At 72.6% G+C, this 26205-nt stretch carries 22 protein-coding genes; 14 read left to right on the top strand and 8 right to left on the bottom strand.

Annotated elements, in window-relative coordinates; translation table 11 throughout:
* Nucleotides 1-152: 152 nt before the first annotated feature.
* Complete coding sequence (locus ACIQUQ_RS32475) at nt 153-614, top strand: carboxymuconolactone decarboxylase family protein (RefSeq protein ID WP_403670226.1); 462 nt, start codon at nt 153-155, stop codon at nt 612-614.
* A gap of 210 nt (nt 615-824) precedes the next feature.
* Here ACIQUQ_RS32475 and ACIQUQ_RS32470 read toward each other — a convergent pair whose 3' ends face one another.
* A complete protein-coding gene (locus tag ACIQUQ_RS32470; RefSeq protein WP_403983236.1) occupies nt 825-2897 on the bottom strand; it encodes an MMPL family transporter in 2073 nt (690 codons plus the stop codon).
* Between the two features lie 1232 nt (nt 2898-4129).
* On the opposite strand from ACIQUQ_RS32470, the gene ACIQUQ_RS32465 reads away from it, so the two are divergent.
* The 3 genes from ACIQUQ_RS32465 (at nt 4130) to ACIQUQ_RS32455 (ending at nt 7298) form a co-directional block, all read left to right on the top strand.
* Complete coding sequence (locus ACIQUQ_RS32465) at nt 4130-5134, top strand: bifunctional DNA primase/polymerase (RefSeq protein WP_403983234.1); 1005 nt, start codon at nt 4130-4132, stop codon at nt 5132-5134.
* 344 nt (nt 5135-5478) lie between these two features.
* On the top strand, nt 5479-6909 hold the full coding sequence (locus tag ACIQUQ_RS32460; protein WP_403983274.1) for a phage/plasmid primase, P4 family: 1431 nt from the start codon (nt 5479-5481) through the stop codon (nt 6907-6909).
* Complete coding sequence (locus ACIQUQ_RS32455) at nt 6906-7298, top strand: DUF6009 family protein (protein WP_399958273.1); 393 nt, start codon at nt 6906-6908, stop codon at nt 7296-7298. The genes ACIQUQ_RS32460 and ACIQUQ_RS32455 overlap by 4 nt, the downstream gene beginning before the upstream one ends.
* Before the next feature lie 120 nt (nt 7299-7418).
* Here the strand turns inward: ACIQUQ_RS32455 and ACIQUQ_RS32450 are convergent, their stop codons facing one another.
* From ACIQUQ_RS32450 to ACIQUQ_RS32435, 4 genes are all read right to left on the bottom strand, one after another.
* Nucleotides 7419-8177, bottom strand: a complete 759-nt coding sequence (locus ACIQUQ_RS32450) for a ScbR family autoregulator-binding transcription factor (RefSeq protein ID WP_403983229.1) — start codon at nt 8175-8177, stop codon at nt 7419-7421.
* Between the two features lie 119 nt (nt 8178-8296).
* A complete protein-coding gene (locus ACIQUQ_RS32445; protein ID WP_403983227.1) occupies nt 8297-9175 on the bottom strand; it encodes a BTAD domain-containing putative transcriptional regulator in 879 nt (292 codons plus the stop codon).
* 268 nt (nt 9176-9443) lie between these two features.
* Nucleotides 9444-10103 carry a ScbR family autoregulator-binding transcription factor gene (locus tag ACIQUQ_RS32440; protein ID WP_403983224.1) on the bottom strand — a complete coding sequence of 220 codons (660 nt, stop codon included), beginning with the start codon at nt 10101-10103 and terminating at the stop codon, nt 9444-9446.
* Between the two features lie 106 nt (nt 10104-10209).
* The gene (locus ACIQUQ_RS32435) at nt 10210-11469 is read right to left on the bottom strand and encodes a cytochrome P450 (RefSeq protein WP_403983222.1); all 1260 of its coding nucleotides are present in this window, start codon (nt 11467-11469) and stop codon (nt 10210-10212) included.
* A gap of 469 nt (nt 11470-11938) precedes the next feature.
* Here ACIQUQ_RS32435 and ACIQUQ_RS32430 point away from each other — a divergent pair, with 469 nt between their 5' ends.
* Entirely contained in the window at nt 11939-12922 is a 984-nt protein-coding gene (locus ACIQUQ_RS32430) for a ScbA/BarX family gamma-butyrolactone biosynthesis protein (protein WP_403983219.1), read from the top strand.
* A 412-nt stretch (nt 12923-13334) separates the two neighbouring features.
* Here the strand turns inward: ACIQUQ_RS32430 and ACIQUQ_RS32425 are convergent, their stop codons facing one another.
* Complete coding sequence (locus ACIQUQ_RS32425; RefSeq protein WP_403983217.1) at nt 13335-14363, bottom strand: NAD-dependent epimerase/dehydratase family protein; 1029 nt, start codon at nt 14361-14363, stop codon at nt 13335-13337.
* 64 nt (nt 14364-14427) lie between these two features.
* On the opposite strand from ACIQUQ_RS32425, the gene ACIQUQ_RS32420 reads away from it, so the two are divergent.
* The 5 genes from ACIQUQ_RS32420 to ACIQUQ_RS32400 all read left to right on the top strand — a co-directional run bounded on the left by ACIQUQ_RS32420 (nt 14428) and on the right by ACIQUQ_RS32400 (nt 19273).
* Nucleotides 14428-15195 (top strand): SDR family NAD(P)-dependent oxidoreductase, encoded by a 768-nt coding sequence (locus ACIQUQ_RS32420; protein WP_403983215.1) that lies wholly within the window; start codon nt 14428-14430, stop codon nt 15193-15195.
* Nucleotides 15196-15488: 293 nt separating this feature from the next.
* Complete coding sequence (locus tag ACIQUQ_RS32415; RefSeq protein WP_403983213.1) at nt 15489-15692, top strand: acyl-CoA carboxylase subunit epsilon; 204 nt, start codon at nt 15489-15491, stop codon at nt 15690-15692.
* Nucleotides 15693-15816: 124 nt separating this feature from the next.
* On the top strand, nt 15817-17409 hold the full coding sequence (locus ACIQUQ_RS32410) for an acyl-CoA carboxylase subunit beta (RefSeq protein WP_403983211.1): 1593 nt from the start codon (nt 15817-15819) through the stop codon (nt 17407-17409).
* An 11-nt stretch (nt 17410-17420) separates the two neighbouring features.
* On the top strand, nt 17421-18035 hold the full coding sequence (locus tag ACIQUQ_RS32405; RefSeq protein WP_403983208.1) for a ScbR family autoregulator-binding transcription factor: 615 nt from the start codon (nt 17421-17423) through the stop codon (nt 18033-18035).
* A 401-nt stretch (nt 18036-18436) separates the two neighbouring features.
* The gene (locus tag ACIQUQ_RS32400; RefSeq protein WP_403983206.1) at nt 18437-19273 is read left to right on the top strand and encodes a BTAD domain-containing putative transcriptional regulator; all 837 of its coding nucleotides are present in this window, start codon (nt 18437-18439) and stop codon (nt 19271-19273) included.
* A 163-nt stretch (nt 19274-19436) separates the two neighbouring features.
* Here the strand turns inward: ACIQUQ_RS32400 and ACIQUQ_RS32395 are convergent, their stop codons facing one another.
* Nucleotides 19437-20396 (bottom strand): BTAD domain-containing putative transcriptional regulator, encoded by a 960-nt coding sequence (locus ACIQUQ_RS32395; protein WP_403983203.1) that lies wholly within the window; start codon nt 20394-20396, stop codon nt 19437-19439.
* Nucleotides 20397-21096: 700 nt separating this feature from the next.
* Here ACIQUQ_RS32395 and ACIQUQ_RS32390 point away from each other — a divergent pair.
* From ACIQUQ_RS32390 to ACIQUQ_RS32375, 4 genes are all read left to right on the top strand, one after another.
* On the top strand, nt 21097-21918 hold the full coding sequence (locus ACIQUQ_RS32390) for a BTAD domain-containing putative transcriptional regulator (RefSeq protein WP_399954642.1): 822 nt from the start codon (nt 21097-21099) through the stop codon (nt 21916-21918).
* A gap of 240 nt (nt 21919-22158) precedes the next feature.
* Nucleotides 22159-23070, top strand: coding sequence for a thioesterase II family protein (locus tag ACIQUQ_RS32385; RefSeq protein ID WP_403983201.1), 912 nt, complete (start codon nt 22159-22161; stop codon nt 23068-23070).
* The gene (locus tag ACIQUQ_RS32380; RefSeq protein WP_399954648.1) at nt 23067-24341 is read left to right on the top strand and encodes a beta-ketoacyl-[acyl-carrier-protein] synthase family protein; all 1275 of its coding nucleotides are present in this window, start codon (nt 23067-23069) and stop codon (nt 24339-24341) included. The genes ACIQUQ_RS32385 and ACIQUQ_RS32380 overlap by 4 nt, the downstream gene beginning before the upstream one ends.
* Nucleotides 24342-24433: 92 nt before the next feature.
* The gene (locus ACIQUQ_RS32375) at nt 24434-25678 is read left to right on the top strand and encodes a beta-ketoacyl synthase N-terminal-like domain-containing protein (protein WP_403983271.1); all 1245 of its coding nucleotides are present in this window, start codon (nt 24434-24436) and stop codon (nt 25676-25678) included.
* Nucleotides 25679-25748: 70 nt separating this feature from the next.
* Here the strand turns inward: ACIQUQ_RS32375 and ACIQUQ_RS32370 are convergent, their stop codons facing one another.
* Entirely contained in the window at nt 25749-25973 is a 225-nt protein-coding gene (locus tag ACIQUQ_RS32370) for a DUF6059 family protein (RefSeq protein ID WP_403983198.1), read from the bottom strand.
* Nucleotides 25974-26205: the final 232 nt, after the last annotated feature.

The raw sequence follows: 26205 nt of genomic DNA, 5'->3' as shown, positions 1-26205 counted from the left end.
CGCCTCAGGCCTGACTGAGGATCACTAATCACTGCTGGTCAGAAGGATGCCCGTGCCTGTGTTCGAAAGTGTTTCGCCGTTCGCCGGTCACATCGGCGGGGCGGGATCCGTCAGTGTGGTGACGACGGAGAACACCGCTTAGGGAGCACCTTATGAAGGCTCGTATGACGAACCCCGCCAAGGTTCTGCCGGATGCCATGGCCGGCATCCAGAACCTCTACAAGGCCATGTACCAGGGCGGCGTCGACCCGCAGACGCTGGAGCTGGTGCACCTCCGCGCGAGCCAGATCAACGGCTGCAGCGCCTGTGTCCACGCCGCTGCCACCGGTGCCAAGAAGGCGGGGGAGACCGACGACCGCCTGCACGCCGTCGCCGCCTGGCGCGAGGCGCCGTTCTTCTCGGACGCCGAGCGTGCCGCCCTGGCGCTGGCCGAGGCCGCCACCCGGCTCGCCGACCGCAGCGGGGAGGGCGTGCCGGACGAGGTCTGGGACGCGGCCACCGACCACTACACGGAGCAGCAGCTCGCCGCGCTCATCCTCATGATCGCGACGACGAACTTCTTCAACCGGCTGAACGTCACCATCCAGGAGCCCGCGGGCCAGAACTGGGGCTAGGCACTCCCTGGAGCCTGCTGAAGATCCTCTCGCGGGGTCGTCCGGTCGTGGACCGGGCGGCCCCTTCCGCGTACCCGGCTCCGGGCCCGCGCCGGTGCTCCGGCACACGCAAGCGGCCGTCCCTCTTGCTCCGTGGCTCGGAGCAAGAGGGACGGCCGCTCACGTCGTCCCGGGTGGATCCGTGGTCAGCGGGCCGTACGACCCTCGACGTCAGACCAGCACGTCGGAGGTGGACGGAGCCTCGGACCGGCTCTTCGCGGGCTCGGCCGGCGCCGCCTCCGGTGCCGTCAGACCCGGCTTCCAGATGCGCGGGCCCAGGTCCAGGGCCAGAGCCGGAACCAGCAGGCTGCGCACCAGGAACGTGTCGAGCAGGATGCCGACCGCCACCAGCAGGCCCTGCTGCAGGGCGCTCACCGTCGGGATGGCCGCGAGGACGAGGAACGTGGCAGCCAGCACCACGCCCGCCGACGTGATGACGCCGCCGGTCACCGTCACCGCGGTGAGGATGCCCTCGCGGTGGCCGCGCAGCGCCACCTCTTCCCGGGCCCTGGTCATCATGAAGATGGTGTAGTCGACGCCCAGCGCGACGAGGAAGATGAAGCCGAACAGCACCAGCCCGCGGTCGATCTTCGCGTGGTCGAGCGCGTGGAAGATCAGAGAGGCCGTACCGACGGCCGCCCCGAACGACAGCACCACGGACACGAGCAGCAGCACCGAGGCGATGGCCGCCCGCAGCAGGACCAGGAGCATCACCAGCACGACCGCGAGGATCAGCGGGATGAGCAGCGCCTCCTCGTCACCCTGCGCCTCGGAGACGTCGAGGGCCACCGCGGTCTGCCCGCCGACGACCGCGTCGGCCGCCGGGCCGTCGGAGTCGTCCAGCGCCACCCTGATGTCCCGGACGGTGTCCTTGGCGGCCGCGGAGTCCGGCGCGTCGCGGAGCACCGCGGTCAGGTGCGTCCAGCCGCCCTTGGCCGCCTGGGTGTTCACGGAGGACACGCCGGGCACCTTGGCGACGGTGGCCGCAGCGGCCTCGGCGCCGGCGTCGGGGACGTACACGTCCGCGGGAGCGGACGAGCCGGCCGGGAAGTGCTCGGCCAGGAGCTGCTGTCCGGTGACCGAGCCGACCTTGTTGGTGAACTGCTCCGCCTGCGTCTGGCCGGTCTGCACGCTGAAGAGGCCCAGCGTCATGAGGCCCAGGACCAGCGCCGTGCCGATCCACACCGCGCGCGGGCGCCGGCCCACGGCCCCGGCGATCTTGGCCCACCTGCCGTGCCCCTGCGCCGAGTTCGCGTCGTAACCCGGGGTGACGCGCGGCTTGACGGGCCAGAACACCCAGCGGCCCAGGATCACCAGCAGCGCCGGCAGCAGCGAGGTCATGGCGAAGAACACGACGACCACACCGATGGCGACGACCGGCCCCAGACCCTTGGTGCTGTTCATGCTGCCGAACACCAGGCACAGCGTGGCGATCGCCACGGTCGCGGCGGAGGCGGCCAGAGCCGGCAGCGAGCCGTTCACTGCCAGCGCCATCGCGGTGTGCCGGTCCTCGGTCCGGTGCAGCTCCTCCCGGTAGCGGGCGATGAGCAGCAGGGCGTAGTCGGTGCCGACACCCACGGCCAGCACCATCAGGACGTAGGCGCTCTGGCCGTTGACGACCAGGCCCGCGTGCTTGGCGAGGAGGTAGACCACGCCGCTCGCCACCTGGCTGGCCAGCCCCACGGCGATCAGCGGGATCAGCCACAGCACCGGGCTGCGGTAGGTGATGAGCAGGAGCAGCGCCACCACGCCGAGCGCTGCACCCATGAGGGCGCCGTCCATGCCGGAGTAGACGTCGGCGAAGTCGGCGATGCTGCCGGCCTCACCGGTGATCTTGACGTCCAGGCCGGCGGGGAGGCCGTCGGAGGTGACCTTGCCGACTTCCTTCACCCCGTCGGTGAGCACCTTGACGTCGCTGGGCGAGGTGCGCAGCGGGACGCTGACGAAGGCCGCGACCTTGTCCTCGGAGACCACGGCGGGGGACACCTGGCCGGCGGCCACCTCACCGAGACGGCCTCGGTCGCTGTCGATCCTGGACAGGTCGGCCTGGGTGAGGCCGCCTTCGCGGGCGTAGACGACGACGGCGGAGCTGGAGTCCTTGTCGGCGAAGTGCTCCTCCGCGAGCTGCACCGCCTTGGTGGACTGGGCGCTCGACGGAAGCCAGGTCTCGGGGTCGTTGTCCTGTACGTCCGCCAGGCCGGCGGCCAGCGAGCCACCGATGCCCATGAGAAGGAGCCACAGCACGAGCACGACCCACTTGGAGCGCCGGCCGGCGACGAAGGCGGCGTATCGGCTCGCAACGGTGGGGGAGGTAGCGGGCGGTAGGTCCGAATTCGTTGGAGATGGTGCCGGGGTCTGGGTCGTCATGGGTATCTCGCTGAGGGTGTCAGGAGCCGTGGAGCGGGGGCTCGGACGGGACTGTTACACAAGGTTCTTCACAGCGGGGTGGAGTCCCGATCGAGCGCAGCTCGAGCTGGCCGGAACCCTGGTGCCCGGGCCCGGCGACGGCGTCTTCCGTGGCTGATTCCCTACTCGGAGCCTGCGTGGTGCGGCTGTGTGTGCGGGTGTCGTGCAGCAGTACGCCGCACGTGGATACGGGATGGGCACACCAGTTCTTTGTGAGGGGGCCCGGCGGAGCGGGGCGGAGGCGGGCGCGTCCGCCCCCTTGTTCGACTCCGGGCCCGGAGCGGAGGAGGGGGTGCCGCCGGTGGTGCTCTGACCTGCGAAGGGGCGGGGGCAGCGACCGAAGCGACCGAGGGGCCGGATTTTCGTACAAACGCTCGGGGAGGGCTCGGTGTGGGGTGCAGGGCCGCTTGAGTCGCTGCCAGCGACCGAAGGGGCGTCGGTCGCTGCGGGCCGGAGGGGGTGTTCGGGCGGTCCCGGGGGTCGGGGGAGCGGCTCAGCGACTGAAGGAAAGCGACTGAAGGTTGCTTGGGTCGCTCTGGGTCGCTCGAAGAAAGTGCAGGTCAGAGTAGGTGTGAGGGGTGAATAGCGACTGAAGCGACTGAAGGTGCGGGTATATGAAGCGCAACGCACGTGTGTGCGCGTGTGCGTGCGCGTGCGCCTGTGCGCGTCATATATTCAGTCGCTGAGTCGCTTGAGTCGCTGTCTGGGTTGGGAAAACGGCTCTGACCTGCGGTTTCTTGCAGCTACTGTGGGAGCGACTGAAAGTGCTTGAGTCGCTGGGGGTGGGTGGCTTCGGTCGCTGAGTCGCTGCGCGACCCTGGTGGCTCTCGTCGCCGCAGATGCTCTCTTCCTCGGATGACCTTCGCTAAGGTATGTCCGTCGTTGAGTCGCTTGGGTCGCTGCGGGGGATGGGCATGGCTTCTGAGCTGCGGGATTCGCGCAGCGACTCAGGGCGGCCGGCAAGCGGAGGATCGGATTCCGGCCCTCGTCGTGACCAGGTCCGCCCGGCGGGCCGCACTCCTGGCCAGCCTTTGGCCACAGCTCGGTGGTGCGCCAGCAAGGGCTGGCCCGTGCACCCGCTCTCGCCGGGCCGCAAGACGCCCGCCGGGAACTGCGAGGCCTGCCGGGCTCCCGGGCACACCTCCAAGGACTGCGGCTGCCTGAGGGCGGGCCGCTGGTGCCACGGGTTCCACGCGGCCACCCTGGACTTCTCGCGCATCGAGCAGTGGTGGGGCACCCACCCCGGGCTCGGGGTCGGGATCGCCTGCGGGCCGGCCGGCCTCGTCGTGATCGACGTCGACGCGCACGAGCAGCCGCTGCCCGCCCGGGACCGCCTGCTGCCGGGCATCCCCGTGGCGGACGGCGTCGACCTGCAGGGCCTGGCCAACGGCTTCCACACGCTCGGCGTGCTGGCCGCGCTGCGCGGCGAGACGTCCCCGGCGCAGGACACCGCCACGCTGCGGGTCCGCACGCCCTCCGGGGGCCTGCACGTCTGGTACCGGGCCAATCCGGGCCACCGCTGGCAGTGTTCGGCCGGGTCGTCCGGATCCACGCGCGCGCTCGCCTGGCAGGTCGACGTACGGGCCCACGGCGGCTACATCGTCGCCCCGGGCACCGTGACCGAGGCCGGGATCTACGAGCCGGTGGGCCCCGTCAGGGAGCCGGCGCCCCTGCCGCCCTGGCTGGCCAGGGAACTGGAGCGCACCGGGCACCTCCCGCCCGCACACGTTCCCACGCCGCGCCCCGTCCCGCCGCGGGCCCAGCAGGCCGTCGTGGCCGCGGGCGGCGGCGGGCGCGGTGCGGCCGGCCGCGTGCTGGGCGCGGTGCTGGAGGAGGTGGCGGCCTGCGCCGCCGTGCCCGAAGGGGCGGCCTTCTCCGAGAAGCTGAACAGGGCCGCGTACACCGCGGGAGGGCTGGTCGCCGCCGGGCTGCTGCTCCCGGCCGAGGCGGAGCGTGTCCTGAAGGACGCGGCGGAGCACGCCCGGCCCGGACAGGAACGGCGCTGCGGCGCGATCATCCGCAGCGGGCTGAGCGCGGGCTCCCACCGCCCGCTGACCCCGGGGGGCCGCCTGTGACCACGAACCGCCACAAGCGCCTCACGGAGGCGCGGCTGGGAGCCCCGGACGAGCCCTTCGGCGAGGCCTTCGAAGGGCCCCTGGACCATGCCCCCGTGACGGAGGCCCACGACGGGCCGTCCGGGTCCGGGTCCGGGGACGTGCCGGACGCCGGACTGTTCGGCGAGGAGGTGTCCGTGGGCTTCCAGGACGAGGTGCCGGACGGCGCCCCGGCAGGGGGCGGAGCCGTCCAGGAGACGCTCGTCGGCTTCGACCCGCAGGCCGTGGCGGCCCAGATCCTGGCCCACACGGCCGCTGTGCCCGCTCAGGGGGCCGCGGGGGCCCTGGCGGTGGCCGTGGGGCCCGTGAGGGTCTCAGAGGGGCACACAGGGCCTCAGGGGGCAGGGGAGGTGACGGCGGACGGCCTGCTGCCGGACACGCTGACCGACCGCGGCAACGCCAAGCTGTTCGTCAAGCTGTACGCCAACGACTACCGGCACGTGCCGGGCCTGGGCTGGTACCGCTGGGACTCGACCCGCTGGCAGATCGACGAGGACGACACCATCCTGTGGGCAGCCGGCGACCTGGCCGAGTCCATCGCCACCCAGGACCCGCGCGGCCTGCACACGCCCGCGTCCCTCCAGCAGCACCGCCGCCGGGCGCTCAGCACCAGCGGCATCAACGCCATGCTCGTCCAGGCCAAGTCGGCCCCGGGCATGGTGCTCAACGCCTCGCGCCTGGACGCCGACCCGTACGCCCTGTGCACGCCGGCCGGGATCGTCGACCTCCGCACCGGGCGGATCAGACCCCCCGAGCCCACGAAGGACTTCCACTCGAGGTCCACCACCGCACCGCCGCAGCCGATGCCGACGCCGCGCTGGAACCGGTTCCTGACCGACACCTTCGGGGACGGCCCCGGGGGCGCCGAGATGACCGGCTTCCTGCAGCTGCTCCTCGGCTACTCGGTGACCGGGGACGTCGGCGCGCAGGTCATGCCGTTCCTGTTCGGTTCCGGCAAGAACGGCAAGTCCGTGCTGCTGGACGTCCTGATCAAGCTGCTCGGGGACTACGCGGACGCCGCGCCGCCGGGCTTCCTGATGGCACGGCCGTACGAGGGCCACCCGACCGACCTCGCCGAGCTGCACGGCCGCCGCGTCATCGTGTGCTCCGAGGTCAAGCCGGGGGACCGGTTCGACGAGGCGCGGGTCAAGCTCCTCACGGGCGGCGACCGCATCAAGGCACGGCGGATGCGGCAGGACTTCTTCAGCTTCGAGCCCACGCACAAGCTGTGGCTGCTCGGCAACCACCGGCCCGAGGTGGGCACCGGCGGCTTCGCCTTCTGGCGGCGCATGCGCCTGATCCCGTTCGAGCGGGTCGTCTCCGACGACCGCAAGATCGACAACCTGGCGGACATCCTCGTCACCGAGGAGGGTCCGGGCATCCTGAACTGGCTGATCGAGGGCGCGCGCCGGTACCTGGGCGGCGACAGGGACCTCAGCGGGCCCGAGCGGGTGCGGATCGCCACGACCGCGTACGCCGAGACGGAGGACCACACCGGGCGGTTCCTCGGGGAGCTGTGCCGGATCGATCCGGAGCTGAGGGCGGAGCAGGCCCAGCTCTACGCGGCCTATCGCAGCTGGTGCCAGAATGAGGGCGCCCCGGCGATTTCCTCCCGGGCCTTCGCGGCACGCGTCCGCGAGGTGGTGGGGCTGGAGTCTCCCAAGGAGATGATCCTGTCCAACCAGCGCAAGTACTACCCGGGCATCGGCCTGCTCGCGCACGAGGAGACAGCATGAGCGCTCTCATCGGCGAGGACGAGATCAGACACGAGATCGACCTCGTCTGGCTCGAGGACATCAGCCGGCTCGACTACGTCCGCCAGAGCCTGGACCGGCTGCCGACGCGGCGCGGCAGGCCCGCCTACCACCGCGACGGGCGGATGGTCGGGTACGCGCTGCTGGGGCCGGGGGCCAAGCCGTCGCGGTCCTCGGGCACCTTCCGGCGCCGGGTGTTCTGGCTGCTGCCGCACGACCGGGACACCGACCCGGAGGGGCTGTACGCCACCGGCGCACCGGCCGAGGCCGTGGACGCGGGGACGCTGGCGCCCGGCAGCAAGGGGCGCAAGACGGAGCGGTCGGAGGGCGGGCCGCTGCGGTCCGCCGTGGCCCGGCAGCTGCCCGCCTGAGCCGAGCGCGCCGTCGGCCCACGGGGTCCGCCCCGGAGCCCGACGGCGGCGTGAACGCGCCTCCGCGGGCCGCTCACGGTGCGGGGCACCGGCGTGGTGCGGGGCCCTCGCGGGGGCAGGTCACCCGGCGTTGCCGCCCGTGCCGACGGGGACGCCCGGTGCCACGGCGGTGCCCGGGCCCTCCCACTCGTCCGGGGCCTCGACGCGCAGGTGTCGCGCGTCGCCCGGCGCCACGAGAAGCGGCAGCAGCAGGGTCCACAGGGCGGACACCCTGCGCCTGAGTTCGGCGTACACCATGCCGGTGCCCGACATGACCTCGATCCCGCAGGCCGCCGCGGCGACCAGCGACTCCGCGCTCTCCCAGCCCAGGTCGGGCCGGAGCTCCCCGGCATCGCGGGCCTGCCGCAGCAGGGTGCAGACCATCGCGATCCAGGCCCGGTGGAAGTCCGCCAGGTGCGGCTGCTGCCCGGTGCACTCCTTGGTGATGCGGAAGCCGGCGGCGATCGCCGGCTCCTCGTGGAGGGTGCGGGCCAGCCAGTGGGTCGTGTCGATGAGCGCCTGGAGGGGGCCTCTGCCGGCCTCGCGCAGGGAGCGGACCGAGTCGTTGAGCATGGTGCGGCCGCGCTGCTGCACGGCTTCGGCCAGTTCGTCCTTCGAGGCGAAGTGGAAGTAGAGCGCGCCCTTGGTCACGCCGGCGGCCAGGGCGATCTCGCCGAGGGTCGCGTTGGCGTAGCCGTTGCGGCGGAACATCTCCGCTCCGGCGTTGACGAGCCTGCGGCGGGTCCGTTCCGACCTTTCCTGCACCGCGTTGCCTCCTCGGACCGGGGTCCGGCCCGAGGCGCGGCCGGACGTGCGGTTGCTCATGCGGTTGGTCGTCATGCTCCGGCTCTGGTTCGTGCGGTTCCGCGTCGAACCGCTCTGGGCGAGCCGCTCCCGGGGGCGCGGCTCAGGGCAGGTCCCGGGCCCGTGCCCGGGGTGGTGGCTGCGGTGGGCGGGCGTCAGCCCACGCGGGCCAGGCGCTCGCCGCGGGTCTCCGCCGGTTCGCCGGGGTTCTCCGGGCCGGCCATGAGGATGGAGCGCTGCAGGCGCCGCAGGGCCGCCGAGGGCTCCAGGCCCAGTTCCCGGACGAGCGTGCCGCGCAGCCGCTGGTACGCGTCGAGGGCCTCGCCGCGGCGGCCGGAGCGGTGCAGGGCCAGCATGAACTGGCCGTGCAGGCTCTCGTGGGTGAGGTACCGGCTCGCCAGCACGGTGAGCTCCGCGAGCAGTTCGCGGTGGCGGCCCAGCCGGAGGTCGGCCTCGATGCGCTGGTCGAGGGCGCACAGCCGGATCTCCTCCAGGCGCCGGTTCTCCATGTCGAGCTGGATGCCGCCCTGTACGTCGGCGAACGCGGGCCCGGACCACAGCGACAGCGCCTCGCGCAGCAGGCGGGCCGCGCCGGGGAAGTCCCCGGCGTCCATGGCCCGGTAGCCCATGCCCGCGAGCCGGTCGAACTCGCGGACGTCGCTGGTGCCGCCGCCGCTGTTGAGCAGGTAGCCGCCCGGGAGGGTGACCAGTACGTCCTTGGCCGTACGGCGCCGCGCCGGGACCGTGCCGGGGCCTGCCGGAACGTCCTCGGCGTCCGCCCCGGGCCCGGGGTCGCCGTGCTCCAGGGCCGTGGCGATGAGGGAGCGCAGCTGCAGGACGTACGTCTGCAGGGTGGTGCGGGCGCTGCGCGGCGGCTCGCCCGCCCACAGCTCCTCGATCAGCGCCGAGACCGGGACCACCTGGTCCGCGTGGAGCGCCAGGAGCGCCAGAACCTGTCTGGGCTTGGGGGCGGTCGGCGTGATGGAGATTCCGTTCTCCCGCACCGACAGTGCGCCCAGTACTGCGATGTCCACGCCGTACTCCCCTTGTCCGTGGATGTGACCAGCACTGAAAGCGAGTAAAAAACAGGCCCGGCGGTTTGTCAATACCAAACCGGCTTCGCTGTTTGTCGGGGCGCGGGGGCGCCAAACTTCGCCAACAACCCGTCTGACCTGGAGTTTTGAACAACCGTCAAGGCGTCATGCAACGCAAAACGGCCCCTCGGCGGGAGTGCCGAGGGGCCGCAAAACCAACTTTCTCAAGATCAAACAAGACCGTTCGGTCTGTACGGACCGGGGTCGCTCAGGACAGCGCGGGCTCCGCCCTGAGCTGCTCCGCCTCGGCCACCACACGGGCCCCGCGGTCGGGGGCGATGTCCAGTCGGGCGAGGACGGCGGGGGTGGCGATGCTGGGGACGATGTGCTGGTACACGCCCGCGACCCGGAATTCGATGTCGTCCCGGTCGGTCAGGGTCTGCGAGTAGACCTGGGCGCCGGTCCAGCAGGCGGAGATGATCCAGGCCGTCTCCGCCGGGTCGACGTGGGGCAGCAGTTCGCCCTGCTCCTTGGCCTGTACGAGGAGTTGCTCGGTGAACTCGATCCAGCCCGGGACCGATCCCCCGCCGAATATCTCGCGCATGTCGGGTCCCAGGGAGAGCCGGGCGCCCGCGCTGAGCATCGGTTCGCGCTTCATCCGGTACGCCAGCACCAGGGCCACGTCGACGAGTTCCTGGAGCTTGCTGGCTCTCGGCGGCACGCCGGCCTCGCCGAACTGCTCGTCCAGGACGCCCTGGGCCAGCTCCTGCTTGGAGGAGAAGTGGAAGTACAGGGCGCCCTTGGTGACGCCCGCCCGCGACAGGATGTCCGAGATCGTCGCCGCTTCGTAGCCGCGCTCGTCGAACACCGCCGCGGCCGCTTCCAAGATCGCGCGACGCGTACGTACCGCACGCTCCTGACGTGCCACGGTGCCTCCGATGGTCCAAGGGCCGGTGTGGGTCGATCCTGGGCGCAGACCGATGTCCCCCCTATAAAACCAACCAGAAGGTCCGTATTTTATCAAGCGTTGGAGATCACACCTCGATCTCAACATCGTTCCGCGAAGCGTCACCCAGGGTTACCGGCAGCTCCAGCAGGCCGTTGGAGATGAAGGATTCGACCTTCGCCGGCCGTCGCCCGGGGGCGGCCAGCGCCAGATCCGGGAAGCGGTCGAAGAGCGCGGCCAGGCTGACCGAGGCCTCCAGCCGGGCGAGCGTCGCGCCGAGGCAGTAGTGCGTCCCGAACCCGAGCGACATGTGGTCGCCCCGGGTGGGCCGGGTGATGTCGAAGACGGCGGCGTCCTCGCCGTGCACCTCCGGGTCGCGGCCGGCCGACGCGAACGACACCACGATCGCGTCCCCCTTGGGGATGACCGCGTTTCCCGCATCGATGTCCTCGACCGCGAAGCGCAGGAACCCGTACGCCGCGGGGGGTTCGAAGCGCAGGGTCTCCTCGATCACGTCCTCCCAGGAGGCCGCGCCCGAGCGGACCAGGCCGAGCTGGGCGCGGTGGGTCAGCAGCTGGTGGACGGCGCTGGAGATCAGGTTGACCGAGGTCTCGTACCCCGCGGTGAAGAGCAGGATCAGGTTGTCGACCAGCTCCTTCTCCGACAGGCGTGCGCCGCTCTCGTCGTCCCGGGCCGCGATCATCCCGGTCGTCAGGTCGTCGGCCGGGTTGGCCCGCTTGTGGGCGACCAGGGCGGCCATCGTCTCGTAGAGGTCGATCGCGTTCTGCTGGGCGTCCTCTACGGAGATGCCGGTGTCGAAGAACCCCTTGATGATCTTGTGGAGCATAGCCCACGAGCTCCGCGGGATCCCGAACAGCTCGAACATCACTCGAGTCGGCACCTGGTGCGCGAAGGTCGCCCGCAGGTCGACCGGGTCCGCCGGGGGGAGCGCGGCGAGTTCGTCGAGCACGTCGGCGGCGACCTGCTCGATGCGCGGTCTCAGGGCGGCGACCCGGCGCGCGGTGAAGGCGAGGGCGGCCAGCTTGCGCAGCCTCGTGTGCTCGGCCCCGTAGGCCGTGATCATGTTCTGAACCGACACCCAGATGGACAGCGGCCACTCCGGACCGACCTCGCCGCTGATCCACGCGGGCCAGTGCCGGTACGCGTCCTTCGACACCCGCGGGTCGACCAGCAGCCTGCGCAGCGCCGCGTGTCCGGCCACCGCCCAGGCCGGCACCCCACCGGGCAGGACCACCCTCGTGGCGGGACCGAGCTCCCGGAGCAGCGCTGCCTCACCGTGCGGATCCCGGCCTGACGGATCGATGGATATCGGGCACTGACGGATCATCGGTTCTCCAGGGATGTCGGCGGTCGGGGGTCGCCCAACGGCGCTGGCGACCCCCCTCGTGCAAACCGCCTGGACGGTTTTGGACAATCCGTCGGCGGAACCAAGTCTGGCATCCCGGCAGGCTCCCCGCCACCAGCTCCCGTCCCAGGTCGCAAGCCCTGCCGGGCAGCCGAAAGGGCAGTGCCGACTGGCGCGTCTCCGCCCCCCGGTGCAGGTGCGGCACGAGAGCGGAATACCGCTTGCCGCTTGAGGCTTGGGCGCATGGGTCCGTCGTGGCCGCAGCCGTCCGAACTCCCCTGTCGGAGGCTGGATTCCGCCCCTCCTCCGGCGATCACCGCGCGTGTTGACGGTGTGATGGCCGGGTGAAAGACGACCCTCGGAGAACCTTGCAAACAATACCGGAGAGTACGTATCTTGCGTGTTCTGAAGTGGTCACCCCATCCGTCAACCCGGCTCTGTGGAGAGGTCCATGACCCTGCTGACGTTCCAGAAGGACGCCCCCTCAATACCCCACCCGGTATCCAGCGCGTCGTGGACCCGTTGCAATGAATCGCCTCAGCTCACCACCACCGTCCCGCGCGAGTACGTACACCGCTCCTCCCTCGCCGAGGTCTTCCTGACCGGCTACGAGCGCATCGGCGACAACGTCTTCGCGCTGACCGGCCAGTGGCCCCGCGCCCACACGTTCTTCACCAGCGCCGACGGCCGCAGCCACGACCCGGTCCAGGCCGGGGAGACCATCCGGCAGGTGGGGCTGTTCCTGTGCCACGCCGTGTACGGGGTCCCGCTCGGCCACAACGTGCTGCTGTGGAGCCTGGACTTCACCTCGGACCTCGCGCAGCTGCGCATCGGCGCCAGCCCGACCGAGCTGGAGCTCGTCGCCACCTGTACGAACTTCCGGTGGCAGGGCAACCGCTTCTCCGGGTTCCTGCACGTCAGCATCCGGCGCAACGGCTGTATGGCGGCCAGCGGCACCGCCCGCTTCACGTGCGTCCCGCCGAGCACGTACCGGCGGCTGCGCGGCGAGCGCGGCCCGGGCGCCGTGGTCACCCCGCTGGAGCGGCAGACGCCCATCCCTCCGGCGGCGGTCGGCCGGCTGCTGCCCTTCGACGTCGTCCTCGCCCCGTCGGACCGCCCCGACCGCTGGCTGCTCAACCCCGACCTCGGCCACCCGATCCTCTTCGAGCACGCCAACGACCACCACCCGGGCATGGTCCTGGTCGAGGCCGCCCGTCAGGCGGCCTGCGGGCTGCTGCCCGAAGGCGGCTTCAGACCCTTCGGCATCGCGACCGAGTTCCACAGCTACGCAGAGCTCGACGAGCCGTGCTGGGTCGAGGCGAGTGAGGCCGAAGCGGAATCCCACCCCCTCCTGCGCTCGGTGGAGGTGACGGGCCGGCAGGCCGGCAAGAAGGTCTTCTCGGCCACGGTCACCGGCTCGGTGTGGGACGCCTGATCCCGCCACCCGCCCCGCCGCAGTCCCCCTCCCCCCACCGGAGCCGGGGTGCACCAAGGGCATGACTCCGCGCGACCGGCGCCGTAGAGGGTGCACCCCCTCCACGGACTTCCCCCGCCGGCTCCGTCCGCCCGGACCGGACTCCTCGGTTCCCGAACAAAGAGCCGTGTCCCCGAGGGCGGCGCCCTCGCCTCGCGGTGCGAGGACCGATCCGACTTCGAACGAGCACCCCGCCAACGCGTTCCGCTGATCGAGCGCGGAGGGCGTCCGAACGGCAAGCGGCCCGGTATCCGCCGGATCCCGGGCCGTCGGCCTGCGGTGCCGGCCACGGAACCGCGGCACGGACGGCGGCGCGCGTCCGCCTCCGAGTGCGTCCGTACGATTCCGGCCGTCTGCGATCCGCCGACCTGCCTCAGGCGGGAGAAGCGGACAGCGAAGGCGAAGGCAGGGCCTGCCGGCCTGCCCCGATGTCCGCGTACCACGCCGCGGCGGCCGCGAACGCCGTCGTGAATCCCGGTCCCGGTCCCGCCTCCAGCAGCCCCCACAGCCGACTGCTGTCGTACCAGTGGTCCACGGTCAGCAGCGAGAGCCTGCGCCGCACGCCGGGGTCGTCCGCCGCCCCCAGCAGCTCCAGCGCCTGATCGCCCGTCAGGTCGCCCCCGGGCGCCTGCAGCCCGAGCTCCCGCGCCACCGTCTCCACCAGCTCCCTGGCCCGCACCGGCTCCGGATGGCTCGCGTGCAGCACCTGCCCCGCCAGCCGGTCCGTCAGCTCCGGCCGGAGCGCCAGCTCGGCCAGTGCCCCGGCCAGCGCCGGCGCCGAGATCATCGACAGCCGCGCGCTGCCCCCGTCCACCCAGTACGGCAGCCGGCACATCAGCCCCACCAGGGCGGGGATCATCCAGGTGTCCCCCCTGCCGTACACCAGGTGCGGCCGCAGCACCGTCCCGCCGGCCGCCAGTACCAGGCGCTCCCCGGCCAGCCGTGTCACGCTGGTCGCCGAGACCGGCGCCTCGGCCAGTTCCCCCTCGGCCGCGCCCCGGTGCGCGCCGTCCGCGTACACCGCGGCCGTGCCCAGCTGTACGACGCGGTGCACGCCGGCCGCACGGGCCTCCGCGAGCAGCGCGCGGGTGCCCTCCGTGTTCACCGCCCGGCACTCCGCCTCGTCCCCGCCGATGCGCGCCGCGAGGTGGAGCACCGTGGTGACGCCTTCGCAGACCCCCCGCAACGAGGCCGGGTCGCTCAGATCGCCGGTGACCGTCTCGACGTGACCGTTCGTCCCCCGGCACCCGTCCGGCGTCCGTCTCCGGTGGGTGAGCAGCCGCAGGCGGGGTGGTCCGTCCGTGCCGGAGTGCGGTTCCCGCGCGGCCGCGAGGAGCAGGGGCAGGACGTGGGAGCCGACGAAGCCGGTGCCTCCGGTGACGAGGATCCGCTGGGGAGCCAACTCCGGCCTTCCCTACACCTTTTAGGAAATGAGTACGAGATGTGCGGTGCTATGTTCATACACCATGACCGCCGGTGGACAGTTGCTCGAGGGGAAGTCCGTGCTGATCACGGGCGCAAGCGCGGGGATCGGCGCGGCCGCCGCCCGTGTGTTCTGCCGGGAAGGGGCGGCGGTCACCCTGCTCGCCCGCCGTGAGCGTGAACTCGTCCTCCTCACCGAGGAGCTGACCGGCTCCGGTCACCGCGCCCAGTACGTGGTCGGCGACGTGACCCGCGTCGAGGACGTGGCCCGCGCCGTCGACGCGGCGGTCGAGGCGTACGGCGGACTCGACGCCGCCTTCAACAACGCGGGCGTCGGCGCCGAGCCCAGGCCCATGCACCTCCTCGACGAGGACGTCTACGACTCCGTGATGGACACCAACGTCCGGGGCGTGTGGAACTGCATGCGCCAGGAGCTGCGCGTGATGCTCGGCAAGGGCGGCACCATCGTCAACAACAGCAGCACCGGGGGACTGGTGGCCACCCCGGTCACCTCCGCGTACATCGCCTCCAAGCACGCGGTGATCGGACTGACCAAGGCCGCGGCCGCCGAGTACGCCCCCCACGGCATCCGGGTGAACGCCATCGCCCCCGGTTCCACGCGCAGCGAGATGATCGACGACTGGCTCAAGCAGCATCCCGAGATGGAGCAGGTGCTGCTGGACTCCGCGCCCCTGCCCCGCATCGCGGCGCCGGAGGAGATCGCCGAAGCCGCCGCCTGGCTCTGCAGCGACCGCGCCTCCTTCGTCGTCGGCGCGACCCTCTCGGTGGACGGCGGCTGGACCACCCGCTGACCGTCGGTCCCGCGAAGGGACCCGACCACCGTGCCGGCGCGCTCTGCGCACACACCACTGCCCACAGCCCGCACGGCGGACGCGACGATCCCGCCGCCGAGGGCGCAGGGGTGAGTGCGCGGACCACACGCCGCCGCCGGCCCCGCGGCAACGCCGCCACCTGCAGGGACGGGATGTCCGGCAGGTCCCTTGAGGGTGCGGCGGAGCAAGGCGGTTCCAGCCGGATCTCAAGCAGGGCAAGAGCGGTCCTTTAGCCGGGTGACCGACCGTGTCCTGAGGCTTGAGGAGGGGGAATGGTCGAGTCGGACCCCGAGAAGCCCGCGCTCCGGATCGTGCGCGGGTCGGCCAGCGAAGAAGAGCTGGCCGCGGTCACTGTCGTGCTGTGCTCGGTGCTCGCGCAGGCGGGAGCGGAGGGCGAGGAGGAATCGCCCGAGGCCCCGCTGTGGCAGCCCGAGCGGTCCACCGCGGTCTACCGCTCTCCGTACAGCTGGCGTTAGACGCGCCTGGTTCATCTGATGGCTGATTCGTGTGCGCGCCAAAGCCCACACCAGGTAAACCGTCCAAGCGGTTTGTTATGGTGGGCTTTCGATCGGGCCGCACCTTGAGAGGGAGGGACGTGTCGTGACAGTAGCGATTGACAGTCCTCGGGCCTCTGTGGAGGCGGCGGACGCTCACGGGCGTGTGGCCGAGCTGCACGCGGTCCGTGCACAGGCGGTCGGCGGCCCGAGCGAGCGCGCGACCGAGGCGCAGCACGCCAAGGGCAAGCTGACCGCCCGTGAGCGCATCGAGCTGCTGCTCGACGCGGGTTCCTTCAGGGAGGTCGAGCAGCTGCGCCGGCACCGGGCGACCGGCTTCGGCCTGGAGGACAAGAGGCCGTACACGGACGGTGTGATCACCGGGTGGGGCACGGTGGAGGGGCGGACGGTCTTCGTCTACGCGCACGACTTCCGGATCTTCGGCGGTGCGCTGGGCGAGGCCCATGCGACGAAGATCCACAAGATCATGGACATGGCCATCGCGGCCGGTGCCCCGCTGGTCTCCCTCAACGACGGCGCGGGTGCGCGTATCCAGGAGGGCGTCTCGGCGCTCGCCGGTTACGGCGGCATCTTCCAGCGCAACACCCGGGCCTCGGGCGTCATCCCGCAGATCTCGGTCATGCTCGGCCCGTGCGCCGGCGGTGCCGCGTACTCCCCGGCTCTGACCGACTTCGTCTTCATGGTCCGGGACACGTCGCAGATGTTCATCACGGGTCCCGACGTGGTCCGCGCGGTGACCGGCGAGGAGATCACGCAGAACGGACTGGGCGGCGCGGACGTCCACGCGGGCACCTCGGGCGTCGCGCACTTCGCGTACGACGACGAGGAGACCTGCATCGCCGAGGTCCGCTACCTCCTCTCGATGCTGCCGCAGAACAACCGCGAGTACCCGCCCTGTGTGCCCTGCACCGACCCGCAGGACCGCCGCTCCGAGGTGCTCCTCGACCTGGTCCCGGCCGACGGCAACCGCCCGTACGACATGGCCAGGGTGATCGAGGAGATCCTGGACGACGGGGAGTACCTGGAGGTCCACGAGCGCTGGGCGCGCAACATCATCTGTGCGCTGGGCCGGCTGAACGGCCAGGTCGTGGGCATCGTCGCGAACCAGCCGCAGTCGCTGGCGGGTGTGCTGGACATCGAGGCCTCGGAGAAGGCCGCGCGCTTCGTCCAGATGTGCGATGCCTTCAACATCCCGATCATCACGCTGCTGGACGTGCCCGGCTTCCTGCCGGGCGTCGACCAGGAGCACGGCGGGATCATCCGGCACGGCGCGAAGCTGCTGTACGCGTACTGCAACGCCACCGTGCCGCGGATCTCGCTGATCCTGCGCAAGGCCTACGGAGGCGCGTACATCGTCATGGACTCCCAGTCCATCGGCGCCGACCTGACCTACGCCTGGCCCACCAACGAGATCGCCGTCATGGGCGCCGAGGGCGCGGCCAACGTCATCTTCCGCAAGCAGATCGCGGAGGCGGACGACCCCGAGGCCACCCGGGCGCAGATGGTCAAGGAGTACAAGGCCGAACTGATGCACCCGTACTACGCGGCCGAGCGCGGCCTCGTCGACGACGTCATCGACCCCGCCGAGACCCGCGAGGTCCTCGTCAGCGCCCTCGCGATGCTCCGCAACAAGCACGCGGACGTCCCGTCCCGCAAGCACGGCAATCCCCCGCAGTAACGGAGCACTCGATGGCACGACAGGAACGCGCCTTGCGCACCCGGGAAGCCCTGGTCAGGTCCGCGGCAGAGGTCGTCGACCGGGACGGCTTCGCGGTCGCGTCGCTGGCCGAGATCAGTACGCGGGCCGGGGTGAGCAACGGTGCGTTGCACTTCCACTTCGCCAGCAAGACGGCCTTGGCGGAGGCCGTCGAGGCGGCTGCGCTGGCGAGGCTGGAAGCGCTGCTCGGTGAGGAGCCGCCGGGCGCGGGGAGCCGGCTGCAGCACCTCGTCGACGTCACGCACGCGCTGGCGCGCGGGCTGACGTCGGACGTGGTGCTGCGGGCCGGGTTCGTGCTCTGCGGCGACACGGCCTGGGCGTCGGCGGCCGATCCGCGCACCCGCTGGCAGCGGTGGGTCGAGGGCCTCGTCCGGGAGGCCGGCGTGGCGGGCGAACTGCGTTCCGGCGCCGAGCTGGAGGGGATCGTGGCGGCGGTGGTGGGGGCGACGGTGGGCTTCGAGGTGCTCGGTGCCCGGGACGCGGCCTGGCTGGCCCCCCGCACGATCACGCAGTTCTGGGAACTGCTGCTGATGACGCTGGCGACGCCGGAGCTGCTCGTGAACCTGGACGCCAAGGGCGGCGCCTGAGCCCTGAAGCGGCCCCGCGAGGCCCATCGAGGCCCTTGACGGGCCTTGAGGAACCCTCAGGGGCCGTCAGGGCCCTACTGGAGACCGGACGGTCTCTTTGCTTCTGCCTCGCCGGTGATTCCCCTGGAGGAGCCTCCCGGTTCTCAAGATCCCTGCTCACAGGGGGTGTTGGGAGTACCCCGAGATCCGCGTGCTGCGCGGGTCTCGGGGTTTTGTGTGTAGGGGCAACGCACCTTCCGGCCTCGCGCTGGGATTGACAAACCGACTATGCTGTTTTTTTATCAGGGAGTCGGGTCGTGCTATGGCGACCGGGCCCCGGCAGAGCGGCCATCGCGGGACGGGTAACGCGCCGAACGCGGCGGGCCGGCCACCGGCCACCAAGTGATCTTTGGGGGAAGTACGTGGACATCAACCTGCTCGGAGCGCTGTCCGTCACCGAGAACGGGCTGTCCGTCACGCCGACCGCCCCGAAGCCGCGTCAGGTCCTGGCCCTGCTCGCGCTCCACGCCGACCAGGTGGTCTCGGTGGCGACGCTGATCGAGGAGCTGTGGGGCAAGAACCCGCCGCGCAGCGCCCGTACGACGCTGCAGACGTACGTGCTCCAGCTCCGCGAGCTGCTCGGCGAGGCGCTCGCCCGCGACGAGAACGAGCGCTGCACGGCCAAGGACATCCTGGCCACCCTCCCGGGCGGCTATCGGCTGGAGTCCCGCGGCGGGACCGTGGACTACCGGGAGTTCGAGCGCCGGGCCGGCACCGGCTACCGCGCGATGGACGCCGACGACCACCAGGGCGCCTCGCGCTGGCTGACGGACGCCCTGTCGCTGTGGACCGGGCCCGCGCTCACCGACGTCCAGGTCGGCAGCCAGATCCAGATGGAGGTCCAGCGCCTGGAGGAGGCCCGGCTGTGCGCGCTCGACCAGCGCATCGAGGCCGACCTCCGGCTGGGCCGGCACCGCGAGCTGCTGTCGGAGCTCACGGTCCTGGTCAACCAGTACCGGATGCACGAGAGCCTGCACGGCCAGTTCATGCTGGCACTGCACCGCTCCGGGCGGCGCGGCGAGGCGCTCAACGTCTACCAGCGGCTGCGCACGACGCTCGTGTCGGAGCTGGGGCTTGAGCCCTCGGCGGCGCTGAGCCGGCTGCAGCGCTTCATCCTCACGGCGCACCCCGAGACGGTGTCGCCGACCGCGGCCGCCGGGGCTGCCGGAGCCGCCGGAGGGCGGCTCGTGGCGCGGTGAGCGGGCCGTGAGACCTGCGGGGACGGACCGGTGCGGTGGCCGCCCCGCCTTACGGCGCGGGGCGCCGTACCACCCCTGGAGCTCTTCCCCCGGCCTGCGCAACGCGGGCCGGGGGAAGAGCTCCGGCGTTTCCGGGCGGTCCCGTGCCGCCGGGCGGGGAACGTCAGGCGCCGGCCGCACGCGCCGCGGTGAGCGCCTCCAGGCGGCACACCAGGTCCTGCTGTTCGCGGGTGAGGCGCTCGACGTGGCTGCGCAGGCTGGCGAGTTCCGCGTGCAGCAGGCGCACGTTCGGCCCGTCCTCCGGTGCGGGCGCCCGTACCGGACGTGCGGCCACGGAGCCGACGGGCAGGGCCGCCGAGGGGTCCTGGTGGTGCAGGATCGCCTCCATGCGGTCGCGCAGGACCGGGCCCGGCTCGACCCCCAGGTCGTGGACGAGCCGGCGGCGTGCACGGTCGTACACCCGCAGCGCCTCCGCCTGGCGGCCGCACCGGTACAGGGCGGTCATCAGCAGCTCGTAGAAGCGCTCGCGCAGCGGGTGGGCGGCGGTGAGCTCCTCCAGCTCGCCCGTGATCTCGCCGGCCCGGCCGGCCCGCAGGCAGGCGTCGTACAGCGACTCCAGGGCGACGAGCCGGCTCTCCTCCAGCAGCGAGGCCTCGACGGAGCAGATGGTGCCGCGGCCGCTGCCCTGCAGGGCGGGGCCGCGCCACAGCCCCAGGGCCCGGCGCAGTACGTCGGCCGAGCGGCCGGGGTCGGTACGGGCGAGCTCGCGGCCCTCGGCGGCGAGCCGGTGGAACTGCCGGGCGTCGGTACCCGCGTCCCCCAGCCGCAGCACGTAGCCGAGCGGGCTGGTCGCCAGCCACTCGTGGTGCGGCTCCGCGGAGCCGGGGGCCGGGACGGGCAGCAGCCGGCGCAGCCGCGCCACGTGGGCCTGGAGGGCGTTGGCGGCGTTGGCGGGCGGGTGCTCGCTCCACAGCTCGTCCACGAGCCGGTCTGCGGAGACGACCTGGCCCGCCTTCACGACGAGCGCGCTGAGCAGCGCGCGCTGTTTGGCTCCCGCCGGCACGATCAGGACGCCGGTGCGTTCGTCGAAGACCTGTACGGGCCCCAGGATCCGAAACTTCATCTCATCCTCGCACAGGAAGGCTTGAGAGGTTTGCCGCCGGGAGTCTGCCGCCGGTATTCCCCTCGGAATAGCCGCGGGTGCTCCCCATCTCGTCGGAGCGTAGGCGCTTTCGCTGTGCGATGCCCTGTGCGTGCCGTCTGTGCCGGGAATCGTGGATGGTTTCTCGAGGTGTTTTCAGGCCCCCGCGGGCCGGCCCGGGGCGCGCGGGCGGAATTGTTCCGCCGTCAGGTCGGGGAAGCCCACCTGGACCCCTCGGCAGTGACTGGTTCCCAGCATGCCCAGCAGTACCTGTGGGCCGGGCAGCCCCGGCAGGTCCGTCAGCCCCGCGGTGACTCCCGGGCCGATGAGCAAGCGGGTCAGCGGGTCCGCGCAACGTGCCGTCGTGTCGGTCGCCATGGCCGGAAAACTAACAGCGCGCGCCGTGCGCGGGAAGGCGCCGGGAAAGGCCACGGCTGTTCACGGAGCGTTTGTCAGCGCTTTGTCAGTGCCGCGTCAGCAGTCCGGCGTCGGCGCATCTCGGCATTTCTTGGAGAAGGGCTAGAGCCGGGCTCGACCATCGCAGGGGGGCGGGTTGTCGAAAGATATGGTGCCCCTGGCCTTGGGTCCAGCCAATGACAGAAAAGGCCGGAATGCGACTGTATCGAAAGGTTCACAACCGGTCAGAGAGCGATGGCGGCCTGACAAGGCTGGGAGGGGAATCATGAAGATTAAAGTTCTGGGTCCATTGGATGCGGAAGTCAATGGGGTTTCCATCGTCCCGACTGCCGGCAAGCCCCGCCAGATCCTGGCGCTGCTCGCCCTCTACCCGGGCCGGGTCGTGCCCGTGCCCACCCTGATGGAGGAGATCTGGGGCGCCGACCTGCCCCAGAGCGCGCTGACCACGCTCCAGACGTACATCCTTCAACTGCGGCGCCGCCTGGGCACCGCGATGGGCCCGGACGTCCCGGGCTCCGCCAAGGACGTGCTGGCCACCCGCTACGGCGGCTACATGCTCCAGGTACCGGCCGAATCCGTCGACGTGCACGCGTACGAGCGCCTGGTGGCCGAGGGCCAGCAGGCCTTCGAGAACGGGGAGGACGGGCACTCCTCCAAGTGCCTGCGCGAGGCCCTCGACCTGTGGGAGGGGCCCGCGCTCGTCGACGTGCGCGTGGGCCCGATCCTCGACATCGAGGTCATGCGCCTGGAGGAGAGCCGGCTGGTGACGCGCGAGCGCAGGATCGACGCGGACCTGCGCCTGGGCCGGCACGTCGAACTGATTGCCGAGCTCACCGACCTGATCGCCCGCCACCCCCAGCACGAGGGGCTGCACTCGCAGGCGATGGTCGCGCTCTACCGGTCCGGCCGGCAGGCGTCGGCCCTCGACGTCTACCGCCGGCTGCGCCAGCGGCTGATAGACGAGCTCGGCGTCGAGCCGTCGCCGCAGCTCCAGCGGCTCCACCAGGCGATGCTCACGGTCGACCCGCGCCTGGACGTGGTCGCCGGGCCGCGCCACACCTCCACCTTCGACCTGTACGCGGCCTGATCCGACGGCCGGCCGAGGAGCCGTACGGAGTGCCGGCCGCCCTAATGCCGGCCGTCGGAGTGCCGGCCGTCCGAGCGCCGGCCGTCGGCGTGCCGGCCGGCGTTCCGTACGGAGCACCGGCCGGGCGCGCCATACCCGGCAAGAGTCGAGTCCCGCTCCAGCCGGGCTGGCGAGACTCGGGGCGCATCCGGTGCGCCGTCCGGCGGCGCGCCGGAACAGCTTCCCGGAGGAGGGCGACGCATGACTTCCCTGACGAGGGTCGACGAGGCGGTGGAGCCGCGTGTTCGGCTCCACTGCCTCGCGCACGCGGGCGCGGGCGTGGCCAGCTACCGCCGCTGGCCCGTCGCGGCCGGCCCCGCGGTGGATGTGGCGGCCGTGCTGCTGCCGGGCCGGGGCAACCGCCGGCGCGAACCGCGCGTCACCGATCGCTCCGGCCTCCTGGCCGATCTGCTCGGCCCGCTGCTGGAGGCTGCCCAGGCCGGCCCGTACGCGCTGTACGGCCACAGCCTGGGCGCGCTCGTCGCCTACACCCTGACCCGCGCCCTGGCCGACGCGGGGGCGCCGCCGCCCCTGTTCCTCGCGGTCGGAGCCTGCCTGCCGCCGCACGCGACGGCCGCGCTGATGAGTGCGGCGGAAGCCCCCGACGAGCAGCTGCTGCCGCTCCTCGGAGACCTCGGCTCGCTGCCGAAGGGGGCCGCCGCCCGGCCCGGCGGGATGTGGCACCGCTCCGTCCTGCCCGTCCTGCGCGACGACCTGCGGCTGGCCAAGGCCCTCCGGCAGGCGGCGATGGACCCCGCTACCGGAGGACCCGTGAACGTGCCCCTGCTCGTCTTCGCCGGCAGCGACGACCCGCTGGCCGTCCCCAACGCCCTGCAGGAGTGGCGGCAGTGGACGACCGGCCCCATCACGGTGCGCACCCTGGTCGGCGACCACTTCTTCGCCGGGGACGACGCGCTGCCCGCTCTGATCGGGGCCGCCTGCCGCGAGCACGCGGCCCTCGGGCCCGGCAGTCCGGAACCGGATGCTCCCGAGCCGGGTGCTCCCGAGCCCGGCACGTCCGGACCCGCAACCTCCGGACCTGCAACGTCCGGACCGGGTGCGCCCGGGGCTGCCCGGCCGGTCGCGGTCCGCGCCGCGTGCGGTGTCCGGTGAAGCGCGTCGTCATCACCGGTGTGGGCGTGGTGGCTCCCGGCGCCATCGGCACCGGGGACTTCTGGTCGCTGCTCACGTCCGGGCGTACGGCGACCCGCGGCGTCACCCTCTTCGACGCCTCCGGCCACCGCTCGCAGGTGGCCGCCGAGGTGGACTTCGACGCCGCCCGGCACGGCTTCACCCTCGCCGACACCGAGCGCCTGGACCGCGCCGCACAGTTCGCGCTGGTCAGCGCCCGTGAGGCGGTGGCCGACAGCGGCCTGGCCGACGTCCTGGCGACCGGGAACCCGCTGCGCACCGGGGTGAGCCTGGGCAGCGCGGCCGGCTGCACCACGGGACTGGCCACCCAGTACGCCATGCTCAGCGACTTCGGCGCGACCTGGACGGTGGACCACTCCAAGGCCGCCGAGCACCTCTACGACTACCTCGTGCCCAGCTCGCTCGCGGCGGTGGTGGCACGGGACAGCGGCGCGCAGGGACCGGTGGGCGCGGTCTCCAGCGGCTGCACCTCGGGCCTGGACGCCATCGGCCACGCCGCCGAGCTGATCCGCGAGGGCAGTGCGGACGTGATGGTCGCGGGCGGGGCGGAGGCGCCGATCTCCCCGATCGTCATGGCCTGCTTCGACCGGATCAGGCTCACCAGCCCGCGCAAGGAGGACCCGGCGACCGCCTGCCGGCCCTTCGACCGGACGCGGGACGGCTTCGTACTCGGCGAGGGCGCCGCGGTGGTGGTGCTGGAGGAGCTCGAGCACGCCCGGCGGAGGGGGGCCCGGGTGTACGCGGAGCTGTCCGGCTTCGCCTCGTACAGCAGCGCCCACCACATGACGGGGCTGCGGCCGGGCGGTGAGGAGATGGCCGACGCCATCCGGGCGGCGCTCGACGAGGCGCGCCTGAACCCGGTGGACGTGGACTACGTCAACGCGCACGGCGCGGGCACGCGGCACAACGACCGGCACGAGACGCACGCCTTCAAGCGCGGGCTCGGCGACCACGCCCGGCGGGTCCCGGTCAGCTCCATCAAGTCGATGATCGGACACGCCCTGGGGGCGGCGGGCGCCCTGGACGTGGTGGCCAGCGTGCTGGCCATCCAGCACAGTACGGTGCCGCCGACGGCGAACCTGCGGGAGCCGGACCCGACCTGCGACCTGGACTACACGCCGCTGTTCGCGCGCGAGCACCGCACCAGCACGGTGCTGAGCGTGGCCAGCGGCTTCGGAGGCTTCCACACGGCGACGGTGCTGACCAGGCCGCGGCTGAAGGAGGCGGCGTGAGGGGCGGGAGCGGCGTGTGGGGTGGCAGCGGCGTTAACGGCGTTAACGGTCCGCCCGGTCCGCGGGGCGCGGGCGGGCCGGGCACCGAGGAGCTGGAGCGGGCCGGCGCGGCCGGCGGACGGCCGGCCGCCGAGGTGGTCGTCACCGGCATCGGCGTGGTCGCCCCCAACGGGCTCGGCACCGGGGCGTGGTGGCGCGCACTGCTGGCGGGGACCACCGGCATCCGCCCGATCGGCCGGTTCGACGCCTCCGGCTATCCGGTGCGGATCGCGGGCGAGATCGCCGGGTTCGTCGACGAGGACCACATCCCCAGCCGGCTGCTGCCCTCCACCGACCGGGTCACCCGCCTGGGGCTGGTCGCGGCGAAGGAGGCGCTGGAGGACTCCGGCGCCGACCCGGCCGCCCTGCCCGGCTACGGTGCGGGCGTCATCACCGCGAGTGCCACCGGCGGCACCGAGTTCGGGCAGCGCGGGCTGGAGGCGCTGTGGGGCAAGGGCGCGAAGTACGTGAGCGCGTACCAGTCCTTCGCCTGCTTCCACGCCGCCAACACGGCCCAGATCTCCATCCGGCACACGCTGCGCGGCCCGGGCACGGCGGTCGTCAGCGAGCAGGCCGGCGGCATCGACGCCATCGCCCGGGCCCGCCGGGAGATCCGCAAGGGCGTGAGCCTGATGGTGGCCGGCGGGGTCGACTCGGCCCTGTGCCCGTGGGGCTGGGCTGCCCATCTGGCGGACGGCCTGATGACCACGGCAGCCGACCCGGAGCGCGCCTACCTGCCCTTCGACGCGGCCGCGGGCGGCCATGTGGTGGGCGAAGGCGGGGCGCTGCTGGTCCTGGAGGACGCGGCCGCCGCCGCGGCGCGCGGGGCGACCGGATACGGGGTGGTGGCCGGCTGCGCCGCCACCTTCGACGGCGGACCGGACCTGCCGCGGCTGCGGGAGGCGGCCGAGCTCGCGCTCGCCGACGCGGGGGTGGCGCCGCACGAGGTGGACGTCGTGTTCGCGGACGCGGCCGGCGAGCGGGCCGCCGACCGGGCCGAGGCGGCGGCGCTGGCCGCGCTGTTCGGTCCGTACGGGGTGCCCGTGACGGCGCCGAAGTCGATGACCGGGCGGCTGGGGGCGGGCGGTTCTTCGCTCGACGTGGCGGCTGCGCTGTTCGCGCTGCGCGAGGGCGTCGTGCCGCCGACGACCGGGACCGTACGGGCCGCCGCCGACTACGGGCTGGACCTGGTGACCGGGGCCCCGCGGGCGTTGCCCGGGCTGCGTACGGCGCTGGTGCTCGCGCGGGGACGGGGCGGGTTCAACTCCGCCGCCGTGGTGCGGGCCGTGGGGGCCTGACGGGCGGGGCTTCCGCCTGCCGGCTGAGCCGCCCGCCGCCCAGCCGGCCGCCGCCCAGCCGCCTGCCGGCTCAGCCGCCCGCCCCGGGAGCGTGCCGCAGCTGGCGCAGCAGCCGGAGTTCCACGACGCTGAACGGCACTTCGGGGCACAGCCGCTCGGGGTGGCCGGGCGGCGGGGCGTCGTACACGGGGTCCCGGTCCAGGCAGCCCTCCGGCCCCCTCTCGCCGACGGCGTGCAGGAGCCCGAGGACGACGAACCCGTCCCACAGGGCGCGGACGATGCCGAACGGGTTCATGGCACTCACCTTCTGTGGTCGTCCGCCGGCCGGCGGGGCGGCGCGGCGCACGGGGATGCGGACGGGCGCCGGGAGACGGCTCTGACGCGCCGGAAATCAGGGGGACGGCCGCCGGGCCGTCGGCCGTGGTGCCGCGACGAGCCGCGTGCGGCCACGGTCCGCCCGGGTGCTGGAGGTCCTGCCCAGGACGGCTGGAGCGGGGCCGGAGGCGGGTACGGGCCCACGGGGTCGG

The organism is Streptomyces sp. NPDC101118, from assembly GCF_044759445.1.
Taxonomy (GTDB): domain Bacteria; phylum Actinomycetota; class Actinomycetes; order Streptomycetales; family Streptomycetaceae; genus Streptomyces.
The sequence above is the reverse complement of the archived record's forward strand: the minus strand, read 5'-3'. Positions and strand labels throughout refer to the sequence as shown.